The organism is Halorubrum lipolyticum DSM 21995, assembly GCF_000337375.1.
Lineage (GTDB): Archaea > Halobacteriota > Halobacteria > Halobacteriales > Haloferacaceae > Halorubrum > Halorubrum lipolyticum.
Genome location: NZ_AOJG01000028.1, coordinates 50,817 through 74,798, shown reverse-complemented (window position 1 = coordinate 74,798; position 23,982 = coordinate 50,817). Strand labels below are relative to the sequence as shown.

General features: G+C 65.9%; 20 protein-coding genes and 3 pseudogenes. 6 read left to right on the top strand and 17 right to left on the bottom strand.

Annotation, left to right across the window (positions count from 1 at the left end; genetic code table 11):
* Window positions 1-102: 102 nt before the first annotated feature.
* Window positions 103-441, top strand: a complete 339-nt coding sequence (locus C469_RS09735) for a CGCGG family putative rSAM-modified RiPP protein (RefSeq protein WP_008006145.1) — start codon at window positions 103-105, stop codon at window positions 439-441.
* 84 nt (window positions 442-525) lie between these two features.
* On the opposite strand, the gene C469_RS09730 is transcribed toward C469_RS09735, so the two are convergent.
* The 8 genes from C469_RS09730 to C469_RS09695 form a co-directional block, all read right to left on the bottom strand.
* The gene (locus tag C469_RS09730; protein ID WP_008006143.1) at window positions 526-1,062 is read right to left on the bottom strand and encodes a halocyanin domain-containing protein; all 537 of its coding nucleotides are present in this window, start codon (window positions 1,060-1,062) and stop codon (window positions 526-528) included.
* A gap of 135 nt (window positions 1,063-1,197) precedes the next feature.
* The gene (locus tag C469_RS09725) at window positions 1,198-1,470 is read right to left on the bottom strand and encodes a DUF2249 domain-containing protein (RefSeq protein WP_008006141.1); all 273 of its coding nucleotides are present in this window, start codon (window positions 1,468-1,470) and stop codon (window positions 1,198-1,200) included.
* Window positions 1,471-1,758: 288 nt separating this feature from the next.
* Entirely contained in the window at window positions 1,759-2,721 is a 963-nt protein-coding gene (locus C469_RS09720) for an ABC transporter permease (protein WP_008006139.1), read from the bottom strand.
* Window positions 2,718-3,515 carry an ABC transporter ATP-binding protein gene (locus tag C469_RS09715; RefSeq protein WP_008006138.1) on the bottom strand — a complete coding sequence of 266 codons (798 nt, stop codon included), beginning with the start codon at window positions 3,513-3,515 and terminating at the stop codon, window positions 2,718-2,720. Before C469_RS09715 ends, C469_RS09720 begins: the two co-directional genes overlap by 4 nt.
* Entirely contained in the window at window positions 3,512-5,035 is a 1,524-nt protein-coding gene (nosD, locus tag C469_RS09710) for a nitrous oxide reductase family maturation protein NosD (protein ID WP_008006136.1), read from the bottom strand. The genes C469_RS09715 and nosD overlap by 4 nt, the downstream gene beginning before the upstream one ends.
* Complete coding sequence (locus C469_RS09705) at window positions 5,016-5,822, bottom strand: hypothetical protein (RefSeq protein WP_008006134.1); 807 nt, start codon at window positions 5,820-5,822, stop codon at window positions 5,016-5,018. The genes nosD and C469_RS09705 overlap by 20 nt, the downstream gene beginning before the upstream one ends.
* Window positions 5,823-5,826: 4 nt before the next feature.
* Window positions 5,827-7,740, bottom strand: coding sequence for a TAT-dependent nitrous-oxide reductase (nosZ, locus tag C469_RS09700; protein ID WP_008006132.1), 1,914 nt, complete (start codon window positions 7,738-7,740; stop codon window positions 5,827-5,829).
* Window positions 7,737-8,099 carry a BlaI/MecI/CopY family transcriptional regulator gene (locus C469_RS09695; RefSeq protein WP_008006130.1) on the bottom strand — a complete coding sequence of 121 codons (363 nt, stop codon included), beginning with the start codon at window positions 8,097-8,099 and terminating at the stop codon, window positions 7,737-7,739. The genes nosZ and C469_RS09695 overlap by 4 nt, the downstream gene beginning before the upstream one ends.
* Before the next feature lie 204 nt (window positions 8,100-8,303).
* Here C469_RS09695 and C469_RS09690 point away from each other — a divergent pair, with 204 nt between their 5' ends.
* Window positions 8,304-9,194 (top strand): DMT family transporter, encoded by an 891-nt coding sequence (locus C469_RS09690; protein ID WP_008006128.1) that lies wholly within the window; start codon window positions 8,304-8,306, stop codon window positions 9,192-9,194.
* A gap of 77 nt (window positions 9,195-9,271) precedes the next feature.
* On the opposite strand, the gene C469_RS09685 is transcribed toward C469_RS09690, so the two are convergent.
* Window positions 9,272-10,231 carry a hypothetical protein gene (locus C469_RS09685; protein WP_147587277.1) on the bottom strand — a complete coding sequence of 320 codons (960 nt, stop codon included), beginning with the start codon at window positions 10,229-10,231 and terminating at the stop codon, window positions 9,272-9,274.
* Between the two features lie 68 nt (window positions 10,232-10,299).
* On the opposite strand from C469_RS09685, the gene C469_RS09680 reads away from it, so the two are divergent.
* The gene (locus C469_RS09680) at window positions 10,300-12,477 is read left to right on the top strand and encodes a heavy metal translocating P-type ATPase (RefSeq protein WP_049911238.1); all 2,178 of its coding nucleotides are present in this window, start codon (window positions 10,300-10,302) and stop codon (window positions 12,475-12,477) included.
* Window positions 12,478-12,491: 14 nt separating this feature from the next.
* Here the strand turns inward: C469_RS09680 and C469_RS17745 are convergent.
* The 3 genes and pseudogenes from C469_RS17745 to C469_RS09670 form a co-directional block, all read right to left on the bottom strand.
* Window positions 12,492-12,878 (bottom strand): annotated as a pseudogene (locus tag C469_RS17745) (hypothetical protein); the annotation flags it as partial.
* A gap of 19 nt (window positions 12,879-12,897) precedes the next feature.
* Window positions 12,898-13,446, bottom strand: a pseudogene (locus C469_RS09675) (DUF7342 family protein); the annotation flags it as partial.
* 314 nt (window positions 13,447-13,760) lie between these two features.
* Entirely contained in the window at window positions 13,761-14,156 is a 396-nt protein-coding gene (locus C469_RS09670; RefSeq protein WP_008006121.1) for a CopG family ribbon-helix-helix protein, read from the bottom strand.
* 108 nt (window positions 14,157-14,264) lie between these two features.
* On the opposite strand from C469_RS09670, the gene C469_RS09665 reads away from it, so the two are divergent.
* Both C469_RS09665 and C469_RS17500 read left to right on the top strand, forming a co-directional pair.
* Window positions 14,265-15,092, top strand: a complete 828-nt coding sequence (locus C469_RS09665) for a hypothetical protein (protein WP_049911235.1) — start codon at window positions 14,265-14,267, stop codon at window positions 15,090-15,092.
* A gap of 129 nt (window positions 15,093-15,221) precedes the next feature.
* Window positions 15,222-15,544 (top strand): annotated as a pseudogene (locus tag C469_RS17500) (hypothetical protein); the annotation flags it as partial.
* A 127-nt stretch (window positions 15,545-15,671) separates the two neighbouring features.
* Here the strand turns inward: C469_RS17500 and C469_RS09660 are convergent.
* The 5 genes from C469_RS09660 to C469_RS09640 all read right to left on the bottom strand — a co-directional run bounded on the left by C469_RS09660 (window position 15,672) and on the right by C469_RS09640 (window position 22,594).
* On the bottom strand, window positions 15,672-16,445 hold the full coding sequence (locus C469_RS09660) for a hypothetical protein (RefSeq protein ID WP_147587276.1): 774 nt from the start codon (window positions 16,443-16,445) through the stop codon (window positions 15,672-15,674).
* Between the two features lie 610 nt (window positions 16,446-17,055).
* Window positions 17,056-18,792, bottom strand: coding sequence for a hypothetical protein (locus C469_RS09655; RefSeq protein WP_008006115.1), 1,737 nt, complete (start codon window positions 18,790-18,792; stop codon window positions 17,056-17,058).
* Window positions 18,779-20,344: a hypothetical protein gene (locus C469_RS09650; RefSeq protein WP_008006114.1), complete on the bottom strand. Its 1,566-nt coding sequence runs from the start codon at window positions 20,342-20,344 to the stop codon at window positions 18,779-18,781. Before C469_RS09650 ends, C469_RS09655 begins: the two co-directional genes overlap by 14 nt.
* Complete coding sequence (locus tag C469_RS09645) at window positions 20,344-21,756, bottom strand: ATP-binding protein (RefSeq protein ID WP_008006112.1); 1,413 nt, start codon at window positions 21,754-21,756, stop codon at window positions 20,344-20,346. Before C469_RS09645 ends, C469_RS09650 begins: the two co-directional genes overlap by 1 nt.
* Window positions 21,746-22,594, bottom strand: coding sequence for a hypothetical protein (locus tag C469_RS09640; RefSeq protein WP_008006111.1), 849 nt, complete (start codon window positions 22,592-22,594; stop codon window positions 21,746-21,748). Before C469_RS09640 ends, C469_RS09645 begins: the two co-directional genes overlap by 11 nt.
* A gap of 107 nt (window positions 22,595-22,701) precedes the next feature.
* On the opposite strand from C469_RS09640, the gene C469_RS09635 reads away from it, so the two are divergent.
* On the top strand, window positions 22,702-23,931 hold the full coding sequence (locus C469_RS09635) for a hypothetical protein (protein WP_147587275.1): 1,230 nt from the start codon (window positions 22,702-22,704) through the stop codon (window positions 23,929-23,931).
* Window positions 23,932-23,982 lie beyond the last annotated feature (51 nt).

Sequence of the window (23,982 nt, the reverse complement as noted above, 5' to 3'; positions counted from 1 at the left end):
GCACCCGTGACCGCCGACCTGACTTTCCGGCTCTCCAGAATGCGAGACATAGCGAACATGTTCGCACTGATACGGAGGTGTGTACGTCTCATACGTATATTCATGTCTACACGGGACCAGCAATCTGATACCGAACGTACCGCTGCCTCCGAAACCGACGAGTCGTTACCCTCGTTTCTCGACGGGGATCACGATGCGTCGTGGTCCGCGAACCTCGAACGGGAACGGTACGCTGACGATCGCGAGACGCTGATCGAGCACGCACTTGCGGCCATCGGTCGGACGGACGCCGACTACCACGTCAACCTCGTCACGCATCCGAACCACGGCACTCCCGAGGAGTATCTCGAGGCGCCGATCCACGACCACTACCCGGACGCAGAGGCCAGCGTCGTCGATCAGTGCGGTTGCGGCGGCTACGTGTATCGCGTCCAGCAGTGAGTTAATAAAAAGGCCCCCCGGTGATTCCGATTCCCTCGTGAGCGGCCCGCATCTCGGTCCCGTCCGTTCAGGGCGGAGAGCGTATCACTCCACGTGAATGGCGCCCTTCATGCCGACCGCCTCATGCGGCGTACAGGCGTACGTATGGGTGCCGGATTCCTCGAACGTGTGCTCGAAGGTGTGGCCCTCCTCGCCGACGGTCTCGCTCTCGAAGTTACCGTCGGAGCCCGACACGTTGTGGTCGCCGCCCTCGCCCGTCCACTCCCAGGTGACGGTCGTTCCGGACGACACCGCGACCGCTGCGGGGCCGAACGCCAGCCCATCGCCGGCGCCGACCTCGACGGTCACCGAGTCGGAGTCGGTCATGTCGGCGGTCTGCTCGTAGTTGTTGGCGTCGTCGAGGAAGCCACCGTAGTCCGGCTCCTCGGAGAGGAACTCCTGGCCGCCGCTGTCGCCGTCGGAGCCGTCCCCCCCATCGGAGCCGTCACCCCCGCTGCTCCCGTCGGAACCGTCGCTCCCGTCGCCGCCGCTGCTGCCGCCACAGCCGGCGAGCGCGGTGGTCACGCCGAGCGCCGCAGTCGTTCGAACGAACGATCGCCGGTCGAGAGTGCGTCGAGTCATACGGTTTGAAGAAGGGGAGGTGGGGGAATACCTTCGACGGGCATTCCCGAACTACGGGGGAGATATCCGAATTATTCGGTGCGATATATAAAAGGGAACAGCGGGAGCGGCGATGCTCGTCGCCCGGGGAGTGCATCAGTCGTCCGGGTCTGTCCAAATCGCCGTAACCACGCCGTCGTCGGTCTCGACGGTGTCGTGCACGTAGCCGCGGTCCGCGAGCTTCGGGAACAGGAACTGCGGAGCTCGGTCGTTGTATTGAACGAGGACGGTCTCATCCGGCAGGTCCGCGAGCAGTTCGAGCGTCTGGCGAAGCGGCTCCGGCGGGCCGAGATCGGCGACGTCGAGCGTTTCGACCGGACGGTCAGTTGGCGCGGCCGTCTCTTCGAGGACCGACGTCTTCCGTGTCATAGTCGGGTATCTGCGTCCGACAGGCGCGTCAGTTGTGCCGAACGTGTTCGTTTCCGTCGTCGCGTGCCTCCCGTCCGTCGCGGCACCTGCCGATCGGGGGCGCGGAGCGCGCTACAGCGACGAGACCGGGTCGACCGTCACCGTATCCGGCTCGACGGCTCGCTCGGTGTCGGTTCGGGCGGTCGCTTCGTGACGGTGATGGCTGTGAGTACACATGGGTGGTAGAGTACGGGTCGGCTGCGACAGAGTGCGGTAGGCGATCGACGAGAGGTCGAACTGCGGGGCCGGTCAGAGCCGGCGACGGCGGACGAGTCGCGCCGCGACGGCGATCGGGACGAGACACCACGCGGCCAGCGCGACCGCGAGGGACGCCGTCGAGAGGTCGCTGCCGGCGAGCACGGCCGTGAATCCCCCACCGGCCGTGGTTCCGAGCCCGCTCAACACGAGTACGCGGAACGCGCTCACCGGATTCGAGAACACGAACGCCGAGAGCACGGCGTCGGGAAGTTCGAACGCGGCGACGACGCCGAGCGCGATCAGGTCGTGGACTAAGACGAACCAGACCCACACGAGCAGCGCCGCCCCGAGCGCGTGCGTCTTTTCGCGAGCGACGGTCGACAACAGTACCGCGATCGCGAGGAACGCGCCCCCGGCGCCGACGGCGCCGACGAGGAACCCGAGGAAGGACGTCCACTCGCCGATCCCGAACTCGCGGACGAGCAGTGCCCCGCTGAACCCGAACCCGAGTACCGTCGCCCCCGCGAGCACCGTCAACCGACCGAGGTACGTCCCGGCGACGACCTCGCTGCGGCGGACGGGCAGCGAGAACACGATCGCGAGCCACCCCTCGTCCTCGCGGCCGACGATGGCGTCGTACCCGAGCGCGAGCGCCGAGAGCGGAATGAGGTACGCGGCGAGGCTCGTCAGCGACGCCACCACGCGTTCCGCGCCCTCCGGCCCGACCGCGGAGCCGCTGAACGTCATCATCGTCGCGCCGAAGACGACGAACAGACCGGTGAGCGCGAGCGCCCAGTGGCTCCGGACCGCGAGCCGGTACTCGGTCACGGCGACGACGAAGACGTGACGGAGCGTGCCTCGAAACCCCTCGGGAGTCGCGCTTTCGGTCGCCTCGGAGGCCGCCGCCGGAGGCGTCTCACCGCCGTCGGCCCGGTCCTCGTCTCCGGCGCTGAACACCGCCGCGTCCGGGTGGAGAGCGTCCGAACGGGTCTCGGCGGACTCCGTCTCCGTCATGACGTCACCTCCACGCCGTCGACCCGTGAGTCTCCCGCCGGCTCGTCGGCGACCGCCGCTCGGAAGACCGCTCGGAGCCCGCGCCGACCGCGGCGATCCCCCCTCGTCTCGTCACCCGGCTCCGGGGCGGCGGCCGCGAGCTCCTCGATGGAGCCGGACGCACGCACCCGACCGTCGTGGAGCACCGCCGCACGGTCACAGAGCCGTTCGACCTCGGGGAGGACGTGCGAGCAGAAGACCACCGTCGCGTCCGTCTCGGCGGTGATCTCCTCGACGATGGCGTGGAACTCGTCGACGCCGCGCGGGTCGAGCCCCGCGGTCGGCTCGTCCAGGATCAGGACGTCCGGGTCCGGCAGCAGGACCGTCGCCAGGCCGAGCCGGCGTTGCATCCCGTTCGAGTAGCCCGAGACGCGGCGGTCGGCCTCGTCCGGGGTCAGCCCCACGCGCTCGACCGCGCGAGCGGTCCGTCCGTCCCTCGGGAGGCCGCGGATCGCCGAGTGGACGGCGAGCACCTCCCGGCCGCTGAGCCCGTCGGGAAACCCGACGTGTTCGGGGAGGTAGCCGACCCGTTCGCGGATCCGCCGCCCGTCCTCGGTCACGTCGGACCCGCCGACGGCGACCGTCCCCGCGTCCGGGCGGTCGTGGCCCACGAGCAGGCGGAACAGGGTCGATTTCCCGGCCCCGTTCGTGCCCAGGATCCCGAACGTCGACCCGCTCGGGATCGAGAGCGAAAGCCCGTCGAGGGCGGTCACGTCTCCGTACGTCTTCCGAACGTCGCTCGCGTCGATTCTCATGATGTGGCCTCCGTGTCGGTCTCGCGGTCCGAATCGGTCCCCGCCGCCTCTGTCGGTTCGTACGCGCGCCAGTCGTGGTTCGGCTCGGTGAGCGGACGGCGGTCGACGACGCCGGGCGCCTCGATGACGGGGAACGAGCTCTCGGCGAGCCGCACCGCCTCGAACGCCGGGCTGTTCGCGAACACCGCCGCCTGCGGCCGCTCGGCGACGACGTTCTCGACGAGTCCGACGGGACGGTGTCGGATCTCGCTCACCCCGTCGCCGTCGCGGTCGGCGACCCGGGCGCCGGACCAGTAGTTGCCGCGGTCGGTGCCGTTCCACTCGACGAGCGTGTTCCGCGGCGTCTGGACCGCGCGGTCGTTGCGGACGAGGCTGTTGCCCGCGACGACCTCGTTCTCGCTGCTAGCGGCGCTGTGAATCCCGACCGCGTTGCGGTACAACAGGTTGTCGAGGACCCGGTTGTCCTGCGCATTGTAGAGGTAGAGCCCGTCGCGGTTCGCCACGAGGTGGTTCCCGGCGATCGTCGACTTCTCGATGTCCTTCGCGAGGACGCCGTGACCGCTGGTGTCGTCGCTCCGCAGGGCGGTGTTGTTCCGGACCGTGAGCCCCTCGCTCACCATGAGCGCGTAGCCGACGCCGTTGTCGGCGGCGACGTTGTCGACGAGGCGGTTGTCGTCCGAGTACATGTAGTGGACGCCGTACCGCGCGTGTCGGATCGTGTTGTTCTCGGCGAGGACGTCGGTCGCCCACGAGAAGTAGATCCCGTCCCGGGTGTTCGTGACCTCGCTGTCGCGGACGACGGTCCCGGTCGTCTCGAACAGGTGGATCCCGTTCCCGCGGTCGGTCACCGGGTACACGTCCTCGCGACCGTCGACGCGCACGTCCTCGATCACGGCGTCGTCGACGCCGTCGACCCAGATCCCGTAGGCCGTGTCGGTGATCCGGACCGTCTCGATCCGGGCGCCCGCGCCGGCGACGAACACGCCGGCGTCCTCGGTGTCGAGGTCGCTGCCCGAGCCGCGGACCCAGACGCCGGAGACGGTGACGTTCTCGCCGGTCACGGTGAGCACGCGCCCCTCGCCGCCGCCGTCGAGCACGGCGCCGTCGTCGCTCGCGACGAGCTCGAGGCCGTCGACGCTCGCGTTCACGCGCTCCTCGAACCGGCCGTCGAGCACGACCGTGTCACCGGGGTCGGCGGCGTCGACCGCCGCCTGCGCCGACGCGAACGACTCGCCGTCGACGGCGGCGGTCCCCTCGCGCTCGGGCGCGGTCACCCCGGTCGCCGCGACGTCGGTCTCGACGTCGAGGCCGGGCGCGCCGGAGTCATTCGTCGGGAGTCCGGCTCCGCTCGCGTTCGCAGGGCCGGCGGCGGCAGTCGCCGGGCTGTCGGTCGCCCCGCCCGCACCGGCGGCGAGCGGCAGCGCGAGCGCGAACACGGCGACGACGCAGGCGGCCGCGAGGAAGCCGACTTCGAGGCGCCCGCCCGACGGGTCGAACCGGTCACCCGACACGGTCGCCACCACCGATCTCCGGGTTCCGGTCGGCGTCTCGGTCCCGCTCGGACTCGTCGGTCGCGGCCTGGTCGCCGCGGTTCGAGCGGCGGCCGCCGTTCGAGGTGCGCTCGCGGACCGCTCCGGGGAGCGCGCGCGCCAGCTCCGGGAGCTCGCCGACGGTCGCGTCGACGTCCCGCGCGAGGTACGCGACGGCGAGCAGCGCGACCGCGACGAGGGTCATGTAGCCGCCCGGCCCGAACCACGCGAAGCCGCTGATGTTGGCCACCTCGTAGGGGCCGAGGAGGGGCGGCGTGAACGAGTCGATGCCGCGGAGCGGCGCGTCCGGGTCCAGCGAGTGGCCGGCCTGGTGGAGCCGGTACTGGATGAACGCGAACATGCCCACGAAGACGGCGATCGTCCCGACGAACTGGGCGGTGAGCCCGGTCTTGAGCTTGCGGACCGTCGGCGCGAACGCGACGAACGCGCCGGTGAGCGCGAGTCCCGCGAACACCACCGGGCCGAGCAGCCACTCGGGGACGTCTATCGCCGCCTCGCTGATCTCGTAGTTCGGGTCGACGTACACCGGGTCGGGGTAGTAGAACCCGGCGTACTTGTTGAGCCCCTGTACCTCGGCGAAGTCGCCGCCCAGCCGCGGGTACGCGTACAGCTCGATCAGCAGCTCCTGACCGGGGTACTGCGGCGCCGTGAGCGTGATCCGCCACATCGGGACCAGCAGCGCGCCGACGAGCAGCACCGCGGCCGCCAGCGGGAGCGCGCGGCGGATCTCGGTCAACCACGCGAGCGACGATCGCATGGGCTTACTCCTCCGGCTCGACGATGAGCCGCGAGCGCATCTCCAGGTGCAGCGCGCTACAGAAGTGCGCGCAGTAGATCCAGTAGACGCCCGGCTCGTCCGCGGTGAACGTCACCTTTCGGGTCTCCTGCGGGGCGACGCGCATGTGGACGTCGTGGTCGGGGATCGCCACCGAGTGGAGCATGTCGCTCGTGGTCTCGATGTTCGTCACCTGCATCTCGATCGTGTCGCCCTCTGTGACGGTCATCTCCTGGAACCCGTACTTGTTCCGCGTCGAGTACATCTCGATCTCGACGCGGTCGTCGTCGACCCGCTCCATCGTCTCCTCGCCCTCGTCGGTGTAGTCGAGGTCGAGGTCGTCGGGGTCGTACGTCTTCGCGGGATCGAGCTTCGAGCGGTGGCAGATCGACGCGTCGTGGGGCTCCGCGTGCGCGGGCGAGTCCTTCACGTGTTCCATGCCGGCCTCGTCGTCGCCGATGTAGATCAGCTGGTCGTTCTCCGGGTGCTGCGGGCCGACCGGCAGGAACCGGTCTTTCGACAGCTTGTTGAGCGAGATGAGCCAGTCGCCGGCCGGGTCTTCGGTGTAGGACTCCGAGGCGATCAGGTGACCGGGGTTGTAGTGGACGTCGATCTTCTCGATGACCGGGCTCTCGGACCCCGCGTCGGCCTCGACCGCCTCTTCGATGTCCCACTTGACGACCTGCGAGTCGATGAACAGCGACGTGTACGCGTGTCCGCGGCCGTCGTAGGCGGTGTGAAGCGGGCCGAGCCCGAGCTTCGGCTGGCCGACGATGGCGTCCGCCGGGTCGTCGACCTCGTCGATCTTGTCGATCTGGATGACCGATGCGGTCGGGTCGAGCTTCCCGCTGGCGATCGCGTACTCGTTGTCCGGCGTGACGCTGATCCCGTGCGGACTCTTCGGCGTCGGGATGTAGCGGACGACGGGGTCGTCGCCCTGGTTGAGCGGGCTGTCCTTCCGGCCGTCCACGACCGGTACCTCGTTTATCCGCTCGTAGTCGCCCGCCTCCACGGCCGCCTCGATCCGCGGGATGTCGAACGCTTTGACGTTGTCGCGGTCCGACCGGGTCATCCCCTTCTCGGTGACGGCGCCCTCGCTGTTGTAGCCGGTGGTGAAGAAGTACCGCCCCTCCTTGCTCCCGTCTCCGTTGTCCATGTTGCCGTCGACGAGGACCTCCCACTCGACGTTCATCGACTCGGGGTCGATCGCGGCGAGGACGGCGCCGTACTTGTCGGGGTCGTGCAAGTCGCCCGTCCCGTCGTTGGGGATCGGCGTGCGGAACTCGCCGACGCCGAAGATGAGGTCCGTGTCGGGTAGCTGCGCGCAGGACCCGTGCGTCCCCTGCTGGTTCGGGATGTCGACGATCGCGTCGGTCTCGAAGTACGTCAGGTCGATCCGGGCCATCCGGCCGTTCGCCTTGTCGTTGACGTAGGCGAACCGGCCGTCGTAGTCGCCGTCGGTCTGGCTGATCCGCGGGTGGTGTGTGTCCCCCCACGTGTAGCCGCCGGCTTCCTCCAACATCTCTCGGCTCTCGTCGTCGTGCCCGTAGCCGCGCCCGCTGTCCCGCTGGAACACCGGAATACGGATGAGCTCCCGCATGGACGGGAGGCCCACGACGCGGACGTCACCCGACTGTCCCCCGCCGAGGAACGCGTAGTACTCGTCCACCTCTCCCGGCGGGACGGAGTGGCTGGGGGCCGCCGAGACGGTTCCGTCGCCCTCGTCGCTGAGCAGGCTGGTACAGCCGGCGAGCCCGCTGAGGCCGCCGACTGCGGCTCCGGCCTTCATGAAGTCCCGCCGACGGAGCCCGGGGAGTAGCGAATCGAACCCGTCTTCGGCCCCGCTCTGCTGTTCGTCTGACTCGCCGTCATTCGCCGGCCGCTGAGTGTGTCGTGTCATTGGCGTTCGTCGATTTCGTCGGTGTCACACGCTGTTCGGACCGCGAGCCGCTCGACCGCTTGATCGCCGAGAACGACCCGGAGTTCGGCGACGAACTCCGGAATCAGCCGCCGCCGCGCGGCCTCGACGTCGAACCGGTAGCGGTGACGCGTCCCGCCGCGGTGGGGTTCGCACTCCTGCTCGACGAGTTCCTTCTCGACGAGGCGGTCGACCGTCCGCTTGACCGTCGTGTAGGCGACATCGTCGCCGCGGTCGCGGATCGCATCGAGCAGATCGCGCGTCGTGAGCGAGCCGTCCGCGCGTCGGAGGACGGTGAGGAGCTCACGTTCCCGCGGTCCGAGCTGTGTCCACTGGGTCATGGTTGGTCGGCGCCGAACTGCCGTGTTCGACCCCGCTACTGATCACTACGGTCGAACTCCCCGGATACCTGCCGGCGAACTGTTCGGGGGTTTAAATACTACCTCCGAACGTCTCCGAGAAGAGCGCCGTCGTCACGGTCCGGACGCGCGGACAGCGGGGACGGTTCGACGCCTATTTCGCCGTTGGCGGCGACCTCCTCGTGAATGAGTCGCTACCGGACGGCCGGCCGCTTCCTGCTGCTGTGTGCGATCTGGGGGACGGCGTTCATGGCGACGGACGTCGGCCTCGCGGACCTCCCCGCGGTGCCGTTCGCGGCCGTTCGCTTCGACGTCGCCGCCGCGCTGCTGTTCGCCGCCGTTCTCGCCTCCGGCGCGGATATCCGCCCCCGGACTCGGGACGACTACGTCTACGTGCTCGTCGGCGGCGCCCTCATCATCGGCGCCCATCACGCGTTCCTCTTCGCCGGCCAGCGGTACGTCACGGGCGGCGTCGCCGCCGTTCTGTTGGGACTCGTCCCGGTGGTGACCCCCGCGCTCACGCGGCTCGTCTCCACAGACGAGGAGTTCACCGCCGCCACCGCGCTCGGCGTCGCGCTCGGGTTCGTTGGCGTCGTCGTCATCGCCGACCCCGACCCCGCGAACCTCGCGGACAGCGTCCTCGGGGTCGCGCTCGTGCTCGCGTCCGCGCTCGCGTTCGCCGTCGCCGCGGTCGTCACCCACAGCCGATCGCCGTCGATGCCGTTCCTCTCCACGCAGGCGTGGATGATGGGCGTCGGCGCCGTCGTCCTCCACGCCGCCGTGCTCGCGCTCCCCGGTCAGTCGTTCGCGGCCGCCACGTGGACGCCGTCCGCGCTCGGGGCCATCGCGTACCTCTCCGTGGTCGCCGGCGCCGGCGGCTTCCTGCTGTACTTCACGTTGCTGGAGGACCTCGGCCCCATCGAGATGAGCTTCATCGAGTACGTCATTCCCGTGTTCGCGGCGCTGGCGGGCTGGCTCGTGCTCGGGCAGGACGTGACGACCGCGACCGTCGCCGGGTTCGCGTTCATCCTCGCCGGGTTCGTCGCCGCGAAGTGGCGAGCGCTGCGTCGGCCATAGCGGCGCGCGGTCACGGATCGAGGGGCTCGCGGCGCCCGTCAACGAGGCGTGGGACGCCCGGTCCGAGGCGCGGTCGTTCAGAGCGAGTCGCGCACGATGTCGTCGAGCTCGAGCAGCACCTGTTCGGGAACGAACTGCTCGAATCGCACGCGACCGTCCGGGAATCCGATCGCGACTCGCGGGCGGAACCGCTCGCCCGAGGAGGGCGGCCGCACGTCGCCGGCGATCGCCGCGACCCCCGTCGCCTCCTCGAGTTCCGTGTCGTTCCGTCGGAGCAAGTCGCTCACGACCGCGTCGGTCCGGACATCGGCGTGCCGGCCGGATCCGGACTCAGCCGGGCGGATCACGATCTCCGTCGACGCGCCGCGATCCCCCGCGGTCCGCAGTCGGAGCGACGAGTACCCGGCGACGCAGGCCTCCTCGAACCGCCCGCGGAAGCCGCCGTCGAGAAACGAGATCCGGCTCGCGTCGTCCAGTCCGAGGAAGTCCACCGCGGCCCGCGCGGTCGCGTCCGCGGTTTCGGTGTCGGGCGCGCGAACCGCGAGGACCGGCGTTCGCGGCTCGAAGGTCGCCACGGTCGTCGTGCGGTCCCCGTCGGAGAGCGTCAGCTGCGTCTGCGACCCGGTGTCGGGCACGTCGCAGACGACGTAGACGCGGTCGTGGTCCCTGACGGCCGTCCGGATCTCGGGGCCGTACGCGCCCGCGGAACTGACGGTTCCGGCTCGCCCGGTCGCGCCGTCGGGAGACACCTGTCGGAGGCCGTCGACGCGGTAGTAGTGAACCGTTCGGGAGCCCGCGAACCGGAGCTGTGAGGCCACCCGGCGGAGCTCGATCCGGGAGAGTTCCTCGAGCGTCTCGGGGAAGCTCCCGTCGTCGACCTGAGCGAGTTCCAGTCGGGCTGACGGGGAGCGGGAGCCCGCGCGAACGCCCCGGGACCCGACCCCGAGGCGATGGCCCCTGCTCCCCTGCGTTCCGGGGTCGTCTCCGAGTTCGATACTCGACCGCCGGAGTCGCGGTAACCAACGGACTGGCCGCACCACAGCCGTCGGTCACTGACTGGCGCACCTCAAACGTCATATCCCGGTACACCATTAGTGTAGAACACGTGGCCGTTACTGAACCTCCCCCGCTTTCGACGTGTACTGTCCGCATCGAACGACGAGGTGGCCGTGGCGAAGCGGGAGCTCGGGCACTCGAACGACACCTCCGGGGCGTCTCCGGCGTCCGCGACGTCGCTGTCTCCTTCCGAACGGGGAGTGCCACGATCACCTACGACGGAGCAGTCACGTCCGAGGAAGCGATTCGAGACGCAGTCCGCGACCGGAACGTCTCGATCCGAGACCGCTCTGAGACGGACACGGACGGCGTGAGCACGCGTTCGGAACTCAGACGGGAAGCGATGTTCGTCGGGCTGACGCTGCTCGGGATGACGACCGGTCTGGTGACGGGATGGCTCGACGGCCCGTCGCTCCTCGCGTGGACCGGCTACGGCGTCGCGTACGTCTTCGGCGGTTGGTACGGGCTCAAAGGTGCGATCGAGACGCTTCGTCACCGCGCGGTCGATATCGATCTCCTGATGATCGTCGCCGCGGTCGGCGCGCTCTCGATCGGTGCGCCGTTCGAGGGCGCGATGCTTCTCTTCCTGTTCTCGCTGTCGAACACGCTCCAACACTACGCGATCGGGCGCTCGCGCCGGGCGATCAAGTCCCTCATCGAGATGCGGCCGGACGAAGCGCAGGTGCTCCGCAACGGAGAGGAAATCACCGTTCCCATCGACGACGTCGACGTCGGCGACGTGTTCGTCGTCCGCCCCGGCGACCGCGTCCCGCTCGATGGCATCGTCACGTCGGGTGAGGGAACGGTCGATCAGGCCTCGCTCACCGGCGAGTCCGTCCCGGTGCCGAAAGAGTCCGGTGACGAGGTGTTCGGCGGGACGATCAACGAGAGCGGGAGCCTCGAGATCGAGGTCACGCGGCAGGCCCACGAATCGGCGATCAGCCGTCTCATCGATATGGTCGAAAACGCGCAAAGCGAGAAGGCGCCGACACAGCGGCTCATCGACCGCCTCGAACAGCCGTACGTCCTCGGCGTGTTCGGCCTCACGATCGCAGCTATCGCGATTCCGCTCGCGCTCGGAAGCGCGTTCACCGGTACGTTCTACCGAGCGATGACGCTCATGGTCGCGGCCTCGCCGTGTGCGGTCATCATCTCGACGCCCGCGGCGGTGCTGTCGGCGATCGCCTCCGGCGGCAGGCAGGGTGTCCTCTTCAAGGGCGGCGAACACGTCGAGGCGGCAGCGACTATCGACGCGGTCGCGTTCGACAAGACGGGCACGCTCACCCAGGGCGATACGCAGTTGACCGATGTCCTCGTCAGTGAGGCGGCAGACGAATCGCTGACCGACGACGGACTGCTCGCGCTGGTGGCCGCCGTACAGGCCCGATCGGAGCACCATCTCGCTCGTGCGACGGTGACGGCAGCCGAAGACCGGTCACTCAACGTTCCCGATGCACGGCGGTTTCAGTCAGTCGCCGGGAAGGGAGTCCGCGCCGATGTCGAAGACGGGACCATCCACATCGGGAACCGGAGCTACTTCGAGACGGTCCTCGGAGACGCGGCAATCGAGGGGCTCGAACCGGGCCTCGATCAGCTCCAGTCGCTGGAAGCGGAGGGGAAAACGAGCGTCGTCGTCGCTCGTGAGGACGGCGACGGTGTCTCCGTACTGGGGTGGCTCGCGTTCACCGACACGCTCCGACCCGGTGCTGCCGAGATGATTACGGACCTCCGCTCGCTCGGCGTGGAGCACATCGTGATGCTGACGGGTGATAACGAGCGAGTTGCACAACGGATCGCCGACGAAGTCGGCATCGACGAGGTACAGGCGGAACTGCTGCCGGAGGAGAAAGTGGCGACCATCGAAGACCTGGTCGACGAGCACGAGAACGTGGCGATGGTCGGCGACGGCGTCAACGACGCTCCGGCGCTGGCGACCGCGACGCTCGGTATCGCGATGGGTGGTGCTGGGACCGACGTTGCCCTGGATTCGGCTGACGTCGTGTTGATGGGCGACGATCTCGGAAAGATACCGTACGTGCTTGGCCTCGGTCGCCGGACGCGTCGGACGCTGAAAGTCAACCTCGCGATCGCGTTTGGCGCGATCGCGCTGATGGTCGGAACGATTCTGCTGCGAGGCATTCCCTTGCCGCTGGCTGTGATCGGCCACGAGGGATCGACAGTACTCGTTTCCCTGAACGGTCTTCGGTTACTCGGATTCCGAGAATAACCACTCGCTGAACGGTGCGCATCGAGAAACGCCGCCTCGTACCGATCAACCGGCGTTTCTTCGTGATTGAGTTGGACGTGGCAGGGCCCAAGGTCCGGATGCTCGGCGTCCTGATGAACGCCGAGCATCAGGTTCCGGTCCGGCTCGACCCAGTTGATGCGGTAGTATTCGTGGTCGACGCCGGCTGGGTACCAGAAGCGAATCTCCAGTCGTGCGGTCGCCGCGTCGGAGGCGTCACTCAGGAAGATTGCCGGTTCGACATCCGCGATGACGTACCGTGGGCGGCGTCGAGACGGGTGATAGCGTACATCCACACAGCCAGCTTGATTCGTCAATCGGTCGTGAACGTCTTGGAGAAGGGTCCGCTGTGTATAGCGGTCGCGCCCGGCGAGAAAGATCATTCTGTGTGAAAGAAAATTCGCTCGTGGCGCGGTCGGCCACGTCGGTCAGCTGTTCGCGGGCGGCTTCGACGTCGGAGTAGAGCTCCAGTGCGTGCTTGATGAGGCGGCGATCCGCCTCGTTCTCACGCCAGAACGCGATGACGTCGCGGCGCTCGCGGAGTTCGTCACTTGCGAGGTCGCCGTCGGCGAGCGACTGTTCGAGCTCCTCCCACGTCTCGACGTCGTAGGTCGCCTGCCATTCCTCGATCTCCTCGGTGATCGCGGCCAATTCGTTGCGAAGCTCCTCGCGGGTGTTCTCCTCGATGAGCGTCCGGATTTCCTCGAAGAGCGAGCGCGTGTAGTCCGGCTGATAGCGCGTGGTCTCGCCGGTCTCGACGCGACGCAGCTGGCCCTGGTCGACGAGATCCTGGAGTTCCTCGCTGGTCGTGCTCCAGGCGGCGTCGGCCTGCTCGCTGATCCAGTTTACCGACCGCGGTTCGCGAAGCGTCTCGGCGACCGCCCGAATGCGGTCGCGGGCACTCATCGACTCGGTCCACGACTGGACTCCATCTCGCGACGATTCGGACATGCTTGGCGCCTCTTGCGATAATGTTGGCGCGTTACTCGCATATCTGTTTGTACTCTCTCGCATAATCGAGAGTACGTTGCGAGCGAAGGCGTCCGGACGTTGAAATTCGATACCCACAGCAGCTGTGAGCCAACCGATGGACGACCGATAATCTGAGGGCGTCTTCACGCCGTCGACGGCGAGACAGTACCCGAAACGGAAGCTCGGCGAGTGGGTCGGGAAGCGCCAAGAGTTGCGCATCCCGAGCGGCGTGTCGGCGGTACTGCTCGGCAAGCGGACGTAGCGATACGGTCGTGAGAAGCGTGTGCCGACTGCTACGCCGTTTCGTCTCGAATGACCATCACCTTCACACGCCGAACGCCGTCGAAATCCCGGAGTCGGTAAGTGAGGTCACGAACCCGCTCAGCTGACCCGCGACAGAAGAGCGACTCGAGGCACCACTCCCCTTGGTGCGTGTGACTCGTGTTGAGAATCACGTCCTGGTAGTCGTGTTGGACGGCGTGGAGTTCCTGGATAACGTCGTGGTGTCGATAATCGAATCCGACGAGTGCGACGATCTCGCCGGACGTGTCCTCAAGCCGAGAGTGGGCTTCGATATATTCGAGCATCGCCTCCCGAACGGCTCGGGAGCGATTCTCGAGACCCTCGTCCTGCCAGACGCGATCGAACTCTGCGACGACCTCGTCCGGGATGTTGAAACTCGTTCGCATATGTTCTCCCTCGCTGCCAGTCCACAATAGTCCCCCGTCCCGTATGACGAACCCCCCGGTTCGGTATTAACAACCGTTATTCACCTCGTTAGCCGAGTCTCTCCTACGATGTTACACGGTGAAGCGCTCGGGCTCCTGGTCGGGGCCGTTCTCCTCGGTGCGGTCCACGGGATCGAGCCGGGCCATGGCTGGCCCGTGGCCGCATCGTACGCCCTCGATCAGACGAACAAATGGGTCTACGGGTTTGCTGCGAGTTTCATACTCGGCCTGGGTCATCTCATCAGTAGTCTCGCGATGGTTGCGGTGTTCTTCTACGCGAAGGGATACTTCAATCTCACACAGGTCAACGAACCGGTCCCAGTCGATCTGTTCTCGACGACGATCTTCATCGGCGGGCCGGTTAGCCTCGTCGCTGGCGCGTTGCTGATCGCGCTCGGAATCCGCGAATACGTCCACGGCCACTCACACGGCACCCACGATGAGGATCACGGACATAACCACGACGACGACCACGGTCACGACCACTCGCACGGGCACGACCACGATCGTTCACACAACCACGGAGCAGATGGATCTCTCGCGCGGGTGAAGAGCGTGGTTCCGTTCGTGGGCGGTCACTCCCATTCACACGACGACGTTGATCCGGCTGCAGAACGTGGCCTCTTCGGCATCGCATGGTTCGCGTTCGTACTTGGGTTCGCCCACGAGGAAGAGTTCGAGATCATCGCGCTGTGTGCCGGATCGAACTACTGTCTCGAACTGATGAGCGCCTACGCTATCACCGTCGTCATCGGCATCGTCGGGCTGACGATGCTGCTGATCGCCGGCTATCAGCACTACGAAGAGAAGGTCGAACGGTACTCCCCGTATCTGCCGGCGTTCTCTGCGGCCGTGCTCATTATTATGGGCCTCGGATTCATCACCGGATTGTTCTGAGCCTGCCCGGTAGGAAGATCAGTATCTCTGGGACGAGCATTCAATCTGCTACGTCTACATCTAGCGACTACTGACGAGTCTGCTTTTCCGGGGCACAATCGGTGAGCCCCACCGTCGGCTCGTGATTGGATGCCCGAGAAACCAGACGACGATCCATTCCACGATTGCGAGTTGGCTCCCGAGAAGATTCTCGGGATGCACACGTGCGAGAACGCCCTGTTCACCGACGCCACCGAAACCGCGGTGAACGTACTCACCGGCGGGACACCAGCGCATGCGCGAGCGACAGTCGAGGAGGCAAAGGAGTTCGCTGCGAGTATCGACACGGAAACGCCCAGATTGCGCTCCCCGCATCCGTCGAGCCGCAGGTCGAAACACAGAGCAAGCCCTACACGGCGGCCGCGTTCTTCCGCATCAAGGGAACTGGGTCGCTCGAACGCCACCGTGCTTACACTGTATAGTCACATTGTCTGAATACACTGCACAAGCAGTACCTCCATATGAGCAGCGGGGACCGGCAGGTCACAGTCATCAAAAGGCCGCAGATGCTGGAGGGCCGCAGCCGGGACGAGTCGGAAGTCAGTCCGACTGAACGGCGCCGGCGGCAAAGTCGTCGGACCCCATATCGAGGTCGATGTCCAGCTCCGGCGTTTCGACGGTCGCGGCCTCGGTGGCGGCCAGCGCCGCCTGGGACACCTCAGAGTGGTCCTCATCGACATCCAGGTCGACATCCTCGATGTCCATGTCGCCGTCCGCGATCTCGTTCATCAGCTGCTGCTCCTCCACGGTGGGCATGCTGCTCTGCCCGACGTCCACGCCGTTGCCCGCGGCGAACACGTCGTCCAGTTCCTCCATGTCGCGCTCGATGCTGGCCTGGAGGCGGTCGATCTCCGACTGGATCTCCTGCGGGTCGGAGTCGATCATCTCCAGTGCGTTGGACTCGAGGTCCATCTCCTCGATCATGCCCTCGATCTCGCTTTGGGCACCGGCGACGGTCCACGCGCACAGTTCCTTGAGCGCCTTCATCCGCTGGAGGTTCTGGACCTGAGCCTTGAACTTGACCGCGCGAGCCTTGATGGCGAACACCTTCCGAGCGCTCTCGGAGGTGGTGGCGGCGCCCTGCTGCATGAGCTTCTTGTACGCCTCACGGAAGCTCTGAAGCTGCGCCTCGGCCTGATCGAGTGACCGAGCGGCCTGCCGGCTCTGGATCCGGACGTTCAGTTCCTCGTCGCGCTCGCTCGTCGCTTCCGCCGTCTCGTCCTCGGTCGCCTCCTCAGTGGTTGTCTGCTCCTGTTCCGTGCCGCGGTTGAACGGCCACACGCCCGCAGCGTATCCGGCCACGGGTGCAGTCATTCCAACCCCGACTCCTGCCAACAGCATCTCAATGCCAGGCATCACTCACAGTAACGGCCCGCTCTTGTATATGCCGTCTCGCTGTCTTGTGGCGCACAACCCAGAAACAAGCCTTATATCCCCTGTAATTGCCAATTTGCCCTTTCATATGGTGCCGCGATTGCCGGCGGCAATGCGGGGGAAACAGTTTAGTTGAGAGATCAGTCGCGCGTCGCCACTCCACGACGGTGCGAGATCGGGAGCAACCTCACCCGAGTTGGTGGTTATACAGAGGGAGGCGACTGTGGCGCTCCCGGAACCGTCTGAGCTCCCGGCGCTCGATCTGCCGCGCTCGCCGGCGGTCACAGACTCGGACCGCACGGTAACGCTGCCACGCGGGTTTTTCATCGTCCCGTGCGTGCGCGAGCAGCCGGTCGCGTATCTTTCCTTGTCCGATATAGAGGATCGCGGTTCCCGACTCGGTCGGAGCACCGCGCCCGAGTTCGTACACACCGACCACCTCCGGTGGCCGATGGGGCCGGAACGTGTACCAGCGTGTCTGGAGTGGCATACGTGCAAACGGGGGAAGAGTTCGACGAGCATTGCTGCGTGGTGTTGGTTGACCGTGTGTTCAGCCAACTGTGAGCAGGCAGAGGTCAGCCGTGACCCGCCACCCGAAGACGGTGACGTCGGTTCGACAGGGAAGCGGACCGAACGCCGAGGCGACGGACAGTCCAACGAAGGCGAGCAGTCCGACGACGAAGGCGCCACCGAGGCCAAGCGCCGCGCCGATCACCCGTGGACGCTTGTACCACGAGGTGTCCGCCCACGGCGGGTCGATCAACTCGCCCCGGACGTCATCGACCCCCGTTTGTGCGAACGCGACGCGGTCCCCAGCCGTCTGGATAGCCTCATCGACCATCGATTTGGCGTCGTGGTGTGCGCGTTCGTCGACGGCGTCCTTCCGCTCGGCGAGTGCAGTCCCAACTTGAGTCTCGAAGGCGTCGCGCTCCGACCGGTCCAACGAGTCCCACTGGTCCCAGTACGTGTCCACAGCTCGGGCAGCGGCGGAGCTGGCAGCGTCCTCGTCGTAGAGCCCCCTGCGATGCGGACTGTCGATAGTCGCTTCCTTGATCTCCTTGAGGTCGCGGGCAGTCTGATAGACGTTGGTGTCGGCCGAGACGACCGCCTCGACGGCGTCTGTAACGGGAGCAGCGGCATTCGAGACTGCGCTGCACTCGGCGATCCGCTCGGCGTACCCGAGGTATCGCTCCGTCCGGGTCGTCACAGCATCGTTCGTCTCCAAGCCCGCGTAGTCGATGGTCAGCCGGAGGTCTTCGAACACTGACGGATCGGTACTCGCACCGACCAGCAGGGGGGATCCGACATCGGCACACTGGCGTGCCACGTCCATGGCTGTCAGGTAGTCGGCCACCGCGACGCGAAGGCAGTCTGGCTCGCGCAGTATCGTGCTCTGAACGTCGCCGGCCACGTGTTTGACTCGGGCGCGACGCCGATCGAAATCGACACCGGACCCGTGCGCCTGCAGCGCAGTTCGCAGGTGCGATACGAACTCGGTGTCAGCGGTTGCAAGCGCCGACCAGTCGACATCCTTTACCGGAGTCGTTTCCTGACCCGGCTCACCTCCGGCTGAGGTGGCTGGGTGTTCATTCGCCGAATCATCACTCGTCCGGCCCCGCCGTTCGCCGGTCGTCGTCCACTGGGTACCACGCCGTCCGTTCGGCTCCTCAGCGGGAGACGCCCCGGATCTGGGCTGTCCAACCCGGGAATTTCTCCCGTCCCCGACTTGGGGGTCATCTCGTCGAGACGGAGTTGTCCCGTCATGCTCGGCCGAACCTCTGCCGGTGTCGGCGGTCGTAGGTTCTTGTGACGAGTTCTTCGCCTCAGCTGCACCGCTGTCAGCCGAAGGCCATTCGAGCGTCTCGGGATCCAACACGCCAGCGGGGATGGCGGGATGGATCGTCGCGTCGGCCTGTGCGCCGGGATCGATGTCGAGGCACTCTCGAAGGCCCTCTACGGTTTCCCAGTCCTCGTCTCCCGGCACGACGAGGTCATCGTCATCGAACAGGTCGCTCACGGCGGTTCCGAACGCCGCGAAGAGACTCTCCGAATCGGCCGCGTCCTCGTCGGTGAAGACGACGTACTTCTCGTCGATCCGCGCCCCCGCGCCGACCGTCTGCAGTGCGGTCACCCGTGCGGCGATCACCCCCGTTGCCACGTCGACGTACAGGTCGGCGTGACCGGCCTGCCTGAGTCGGTCGATCAGGTCTTTTTCATCCGCTGGCGCGCTCTCGCCCTGCGGTGCCTTGACGACCCGGTTGAGGTCGTAGAGTCTACAGGTAGACACGGTCCTCCACCACCTCGGTGACGTGCTCGGCGAGCAGCTCGAACCCGAACGTCTGCTCGTTTCCGTGCTCGTCCCACACCGGGACCATCTCGCCCTTGTCGTTCTCCCGCATCTTCATCCCGGTCGGGAAGACCTGGTCTTCGTCACACAGGTTGAGCACCTGGCTCCCGATCTTGTGGGCGGCGAGATCCCTGGTGATCATCTCTCCGAGCGAGTTGATGCCGTCTTGCTCGTTTCCGCTGGTGATCTCTCCACCCATCACCGCCCCACCATCTGCTCTGAGGATCTCGTCGTCGACTTCGTTACCGAAGAGCCACTCCTCCCGGATGGTCGCCCGATCCAGAGCGGTGTCGGCCTTCGCGGCGACCGGGATCAGGTGGACGCCCTCATCGGAGAGGACCTCAGCGACCGCTCGCATCGCGTCGAGCCCCGTGTCGTCGTTCGAGTCGTAGAAGCGCGACACGTCGATGAACAACGGGACGATCTCGGAGTCGCGCAGCCACCGCGCCAAAAGCAGCGCCTCCTGGCTCTCAGTGAGTTCCCACTCTCCGATGACCGGGAGCCGCGTGTCACCGAGCAGGTACGGGATGACGAGCAGCCGCGAGAGAACCTCCTTGGGGATCCCCCAGTCTTGGAGTTTCTTAGCGACGTCGCGGGCGATCTCCCCCTCCAGGTCGGGCAATGCGAGTTCCGCCCGTAGCGGCAACAGGTTCCCGATCGGGACGGAGAACTTCAGGTCGTCGGTGAACGTCGTCGACGGGATCGCCTCTTTGAGGTGAGCACCGGCCGGGAGGTTCTGCATGTTTCGGTCGAACGTCTGCAGTTTCTCCGAGGGGCGTAGTCCGATATCGTGGAGGACGGCATTGGCGCGGTAGATCCCGTACCAGCCCACCGACTTCCCGGTCTGCTTGATCCCCCAGGGCATCACACGGACCGTCTGACTGTACGTCACCAACCCGAGCATGCTGTAGAGGAATCCGACGGTGACGAATGCGTCGGCGGCGATGATGCTGGTGCCCGCCAGCAGCGACTGTCCGAACGAGATGAGGACGATCCCTCCAAGCACCATCGGAAGCAACACGATCGCGAGCGGGAACTCGAAGCCGTCCTCGGAGGCGTCACGCCCGATCTGGTCGAACAGCGCCCGCTTGTGAGGGTACGCTCCCACGATGAACCCCACCACGCCCGCGAGGACATTCCATGGCGACAGCGGGACGTTCGCGAGGCCCCATCCCAGGTACCACACCGCCCACAGCATGACGGCGGTGAACACGCCGAGGATGATCCCCGACACGTGCTTGCGCCAGTCGAGGGTGAAGAACAGCCATGTCGCTCCCAGCGCGCCGAGGAAGAAACACAGGAGCAACTCGAGCGGGGCACCCGCGGGGAACGGTTCGACGGCCTCGATCGCGATCCCGACCAGTTCACGCAGGAGCGTGTCGTCCACCGCCCACGCTCGAACGACCATCCACCCGGCGAGGATCCCGAACACGAGCATCGCGATCGTCTTGCCGGCCACCTCAACGGCCTCCTTGTTGATGTTGAGTCCCATTACATCCCCTCCATGTCGAAGTCGTCGTTTAGCAGGCTGTCCGCGTCCCCGCCCGTGCTCGTGCCGGCGTCGGCTCGCCCGGAGCGGTTCCCCACGCCACCCCCGCCGCCACCGTTGGGCCGTTCGAGGTAGTCCTTCCCGTCACGGTCAGCGACGCTTTCGCGCCGCTTCTCGATCCCTTCGAGGACGTGCTCGTGGCGGATCGGGACCAGGTCACCGCTCGATTTGGCCTTCCGGAGCGCCGCCTGTGCGGCACCGCGGGCGATCTGCTTCATATCGGCCGCGGAAAACCCGGCAGTGCGCTCGGCGACCTCGTCGAAGTCGATCGTCTCGACGGGCACGCGCCGCTTCCGCAGGTGGACACGGAGGATGTCCGGACGGGCCTGGGCGTCGGGGCGCGGGACCTCGATGACTTCCGAGAACCGTTCGGCGTTGAACACCGCCTCGTCGACCTCTGCCGGCTGGTTCGTCGCTGCGAACACGACGACGTCGTGATCGTCGAGCGCCGTCATCTCGGTCAGTAGCTGCGTCAGCATTGCCTCCTCGTTTTGCGACCGCTGAGTCGTACTGCTGCGGTCTTTCGCGATGTTGTCGATCTCGTCGAAGAAGATCAGACACGGCTGGTTGTCCTTCGCGATCTCGAACACCTCCCGGATGTTCCGTGCCCCCTCGCCCACGAGCGCACTCACCACCTCCGCGGGGGACAGCTCGATGAAGTTCCACCCGAGTTCACCTGCGAACGCACGCGTAACGTGGGTCTTGCCAGTTCCGGGCGGCCCTTGCAGCACGACCCCTCCGACGGTTTCGACGCCGTAGTACTGGTGGAGGTCCTTTCGTTGGATGGGCTCGGCGACGTCGTCCATGAGCCGCTGTTTGAGATCGTACATCCCCCCGACGTCGTCCATGTCGATGTCGGGCGATTCGAGCGAGACGGATAGCGCGTCCTGGCGGAGGCCGTCCGTGTCTTCACCTGCGGAGCCGCCCCGCTCGGAGGCTTCCCGGCCGTCTCGGCCACCGGACGCCGGGGCGCCTCCCGTCGGTGGGGACGCCTCCGATGCCTGTCCGGAATCGGCCGTTTCGGCAGGCGTGTTGGGATCGGCTCCCGAATCGGTGATCGCGTCCATCCCCCGGTCCTCCAACGTGGCCGCATACGACCGGTACTCCTCTGCGGCCGATTCGAACCCCTCAACACGCGCCGGCAACTGCGCCATCTCCGCGAGCTCACTCGCAGCCGAGGCGGCCTTGCGAAACGCTTCGGCTGCCGCAGCAGGCTCGTACGCGTTGACTTTCCGGTTGGCCGTCTCGATGTGGCTGTCGAGGTCCGATTTTGTGTTTTCATAGAGGATCTCGCGGGTCAGGTCGTCGAGTCCTCCGACGGTTCCTCCGCTGGTGGTCATGTCGTCAGTGGTCATCGGTGACTGGGGTTTGTTGATCGACGCGACTGTGCAGTTTTTCGAGCGATTCAAACATCCCAACTTCCTCCTGAAAGTCGTTCATTCCGCCGGTACCACCCGGAATATCCTGCGACGCCGTCCCCGCATCGGCCGCCCCCTCCACGTCGATGGTGACACTCTCGGGATTCCGTTCGCCGGTGGCGATCTCGTTCATCAACCTGTACTCCGGCGTGTTGGAATCGACGACTGAGTCGACACCACGGCCGCTCGACTGTACCGCAGTCTCGATCTCCTCGAGTTGGTACCGGAGTTCCGCGTTGACCTCGTCGATCTTCTGCTGGAACTCTTCGATGTCGAACTCGATGTTCCCCGACGCCGAGATGGGGGCTTCGAACCCGTGTTTGCTGAAGTCCTCGGACAGCTCGCGCTGGGCCTTCGCCGTCTCCCAGAGCATTCGATTCTTCAGCAACTGCAGTCGACGGAGGTGGGCGAGCTGATACCGATTTCGCTGGACGACGGCCTTGACGACGTGCACCTGCTGTGTCGCATCATCCGCCTCGGCCCCCTGCGCGAGTTCTCGCCGATACGCTTGCTCGTGTTCGCCGAGTTTGTTGGATATCCTGTCGATTTTCTGATCGAAGATGATAATCTGTTTCTTAATCTCCCGAAGCGAGCATTCCCCAGGGGAAGTCGGATCGTTGTGATGGGAATCTCGCGTCCCAGCCAGTTCGGAGACGACGGTGGTGCTGGCGCTGCTGGAACCGCTCCCACCGTCGTCTGAATCGGCTGTATCTGTCGTCACATCGCCCGAAGCGATGGCTTGGGCGACGCGATCCCTCCACTCTGACCAGCCCATATACGACCCAAAACATACCCCACCCTCTCTCCTCATCGGTCACCTTGGGACTCGGCAAGACCTACCAAAGAATTAAGTATTGTCTGACAACATTATTATTTGCGAACATGTCCGGCGAGGAGCGAGACTCAGACAGTAGTGACAACCATCGCGGTCGGGGGACCGACCAAGAGGGAGGTGAGACACCGAGAGGTGCCGGTTCCTCGGATGGGCACCGACAGGCGAAGAGGAGCGACGCCGACAGTAGTAAGGCATTCACAACGACAGGCAAACCGGCCGAAAAGGAAGGATCGCGCCCCAAAGCGAAGGAGTCGTTCCAACAGAACATCGAACGAGCGGCGGCTGTGGTGGCCCAAGAGGATGAGGGGTCCGAGAGCACATCTGCCGAGGACGAATTAAGTGCTGAGATCCAACGTGGCCTGGAGGAGTCAGATGAAGTGGGGGATGACCGTTCCTACCAGGAGATCGCCTCCGACTTTGACTCCGAAGGCGGTGGCCCCGATGACGACGAGGGCCTGACCGGGTTCGTGGGCGTCGCCACCCTCCGTGACAACGGCTCCGACACGCATCTTCCGCTACCGGAGCCGCTCGTCGAGGCCTCCAGTGAGGAAGACGAAGACAGGCCAGTTCCGGGGACCTCCACGGGCGTCCCGCTCACGAAGCTGGGTGAGGGTGACGAGATTTACTTCGGAGATCTCGCGACAAGCGACCTGCCCGAGCTCGACGGAGACGTCGCCGTCACAGTCGACGATGGGAGTGACCGGATTGTCTGGCTGTCCACGCAAAAGGAGTTCTATCAAAACGCCAAGCAGGCCGGACTCGATATCCGGAAGTACCCCAAGACGAACGCTGTTCGGTGGAGGCCCAGCCGGGGTACCCATGAGCTGCAAATAGTGCCCTCGGCACGTGCGAGTAAGGAAGATCCGTCACCGTTCCCCAACAACTCGAACTCCGATCTGTTGGAAGAGCTCAGCGACGTCGACCCGCTGGGGGTCGATCTGGTACCCTACTCGCCGTCGTCCACGGAATCACCTTCAGGACGGGCAGGAACTCGAGCGGTGATCATCTGCTGTTTCACCTACTCGACTACGGCCCCGAAGACGAACAACACCCAGGTTGGTGACTCTGAGGCTGTCCTACTGTTGACGTGGCCCGTACTCAACGGCCTGCCGCCGGAGACGCTCTTGGAGTTGTTCCCGAAAGAGAAACAGTACCGGTGGTTTGTCGAGGATATCCACGATCAGTTCCTCGACTGGAATTGGATCCACGCGACTGAGGCAACCGACTTCGTTTGTCGGTATGACCTCGTTGGGATCATCTCCGAGGCCTACGAGTAGCTGGAGGAGTCACACGAGTAGGCCCCCAGGCTCCTCCACTGAATATCGTGG

Bases quoted from the DNA above. Each gene is read 5' to 3' on its own strand.
- C469_RS09650 (WP_008006114.1), bottom strand. From the start codon at position 20,344: ATGGGACTCAACATCAACAAGGAGGCCGTTGAGGTGGCCGGCAAGACG.
- C469_RS09640 (WP_008006111.1), bottom strand. From the start codon at position 22,594: ATGGGCTGGTCAGAGTGGAGGGATCGCGTCGCCCAAGCCATCGCTTCG.
- C469_RS09715 (WP_008006138.1), bottom strand. From the start codon at position 3,515: ATGAGAATCGACGCGAGCGACGTTCGGAAGACGTACGGAGACGTGACC.
- C469_RS09695 (WP_008006130.1), bottom strand. From the start codon at position 8,099: ATGACCCAGTGGACACAGCTCGGACCGCGGGAACGTGAGCTCCTCACC.
- C469_RS09645 (WP_008006112.1), bottom strand. From the start codon at position 21,756: ATGACCACTGACGACATGACCACCAGCGGAGGAACCGTCGGAGGACTC.
- C469_RS09705 (WP_008006134.1), bottom strand. From the start codon at position 5,822: ATGCGATCGTCGCTCGCGTGGTTGACCGAGATCCGCCGCGCGCTCCCG.
- C469_RS09725 (WP_008006141.1), bottom strand. From the start codon at position 1,470: ATGACACGGAAGACGTCGGTCCTCGAAGAGACGGCCGCGCCAACTGAC.
- C469_RS09660 (WP_147587276.1), bottom strand. From the start codon at position 16,445: ATGACTGCACCCGTGGCCGGATACGCTGCGGGCGTGTGGCCGTTCAAC.
- C469_RS09730 (WP_008006143.1), bottom strand. From the start codon at position 1,062: ATGACTCGACGCACTCTCGACCGGCGATCGTTCGTTCGAACGACTGCG.
- C469_RS09665 (WP_049911235.1), top strand. From the start codon at position 14,265: ATGTTACACGGTGAAGCGCTCGGGCTCCTGGTCGGGGCCGTTCTCCTC.
- C469_RS09690 (WP_008006128.1), top strand. From the start codon at position 8,304: ATGAGTCGCTACCGGACGGCCGGCCGCTTCCTGCTGCTGTGTGCGATC.
- C469_RS09735 (WP_008006145.1), top strand. From the start codon at position 103: ATGTCTACACGGGACCAGCAATCTGATACCGAACGTACCGCTGCCTCC.
- nosZ (WP_008006132.1), bottom strand. From the start codon at position 7,740: ATGACACGACACACTCAGCGGCCGGCGAATGACGGCGAGTCAGACGAA.
- C469_RS09720 (WP_008006139.1), bottom strand. From the start codon at position 2,721: ATGACGGAGACGGAGTCCGCCGAGACCCGTTCGGACGCTCTCCACCCG.
- C469_RS09635 (WP_147587275.1), top strand. From the start codon at position 22,702: ATGTCCGGCGAGGAGCGAGACTCAGACAGTAGTGACAACCATCGCGGT.
- C469_RS09670 (WP_008006121.1), bottom strand. From the start codon at position 14,156: ATGCGAACGAGTTTCAACATCCCGGACGAGGTCGTCGCAGAGTTCGAT.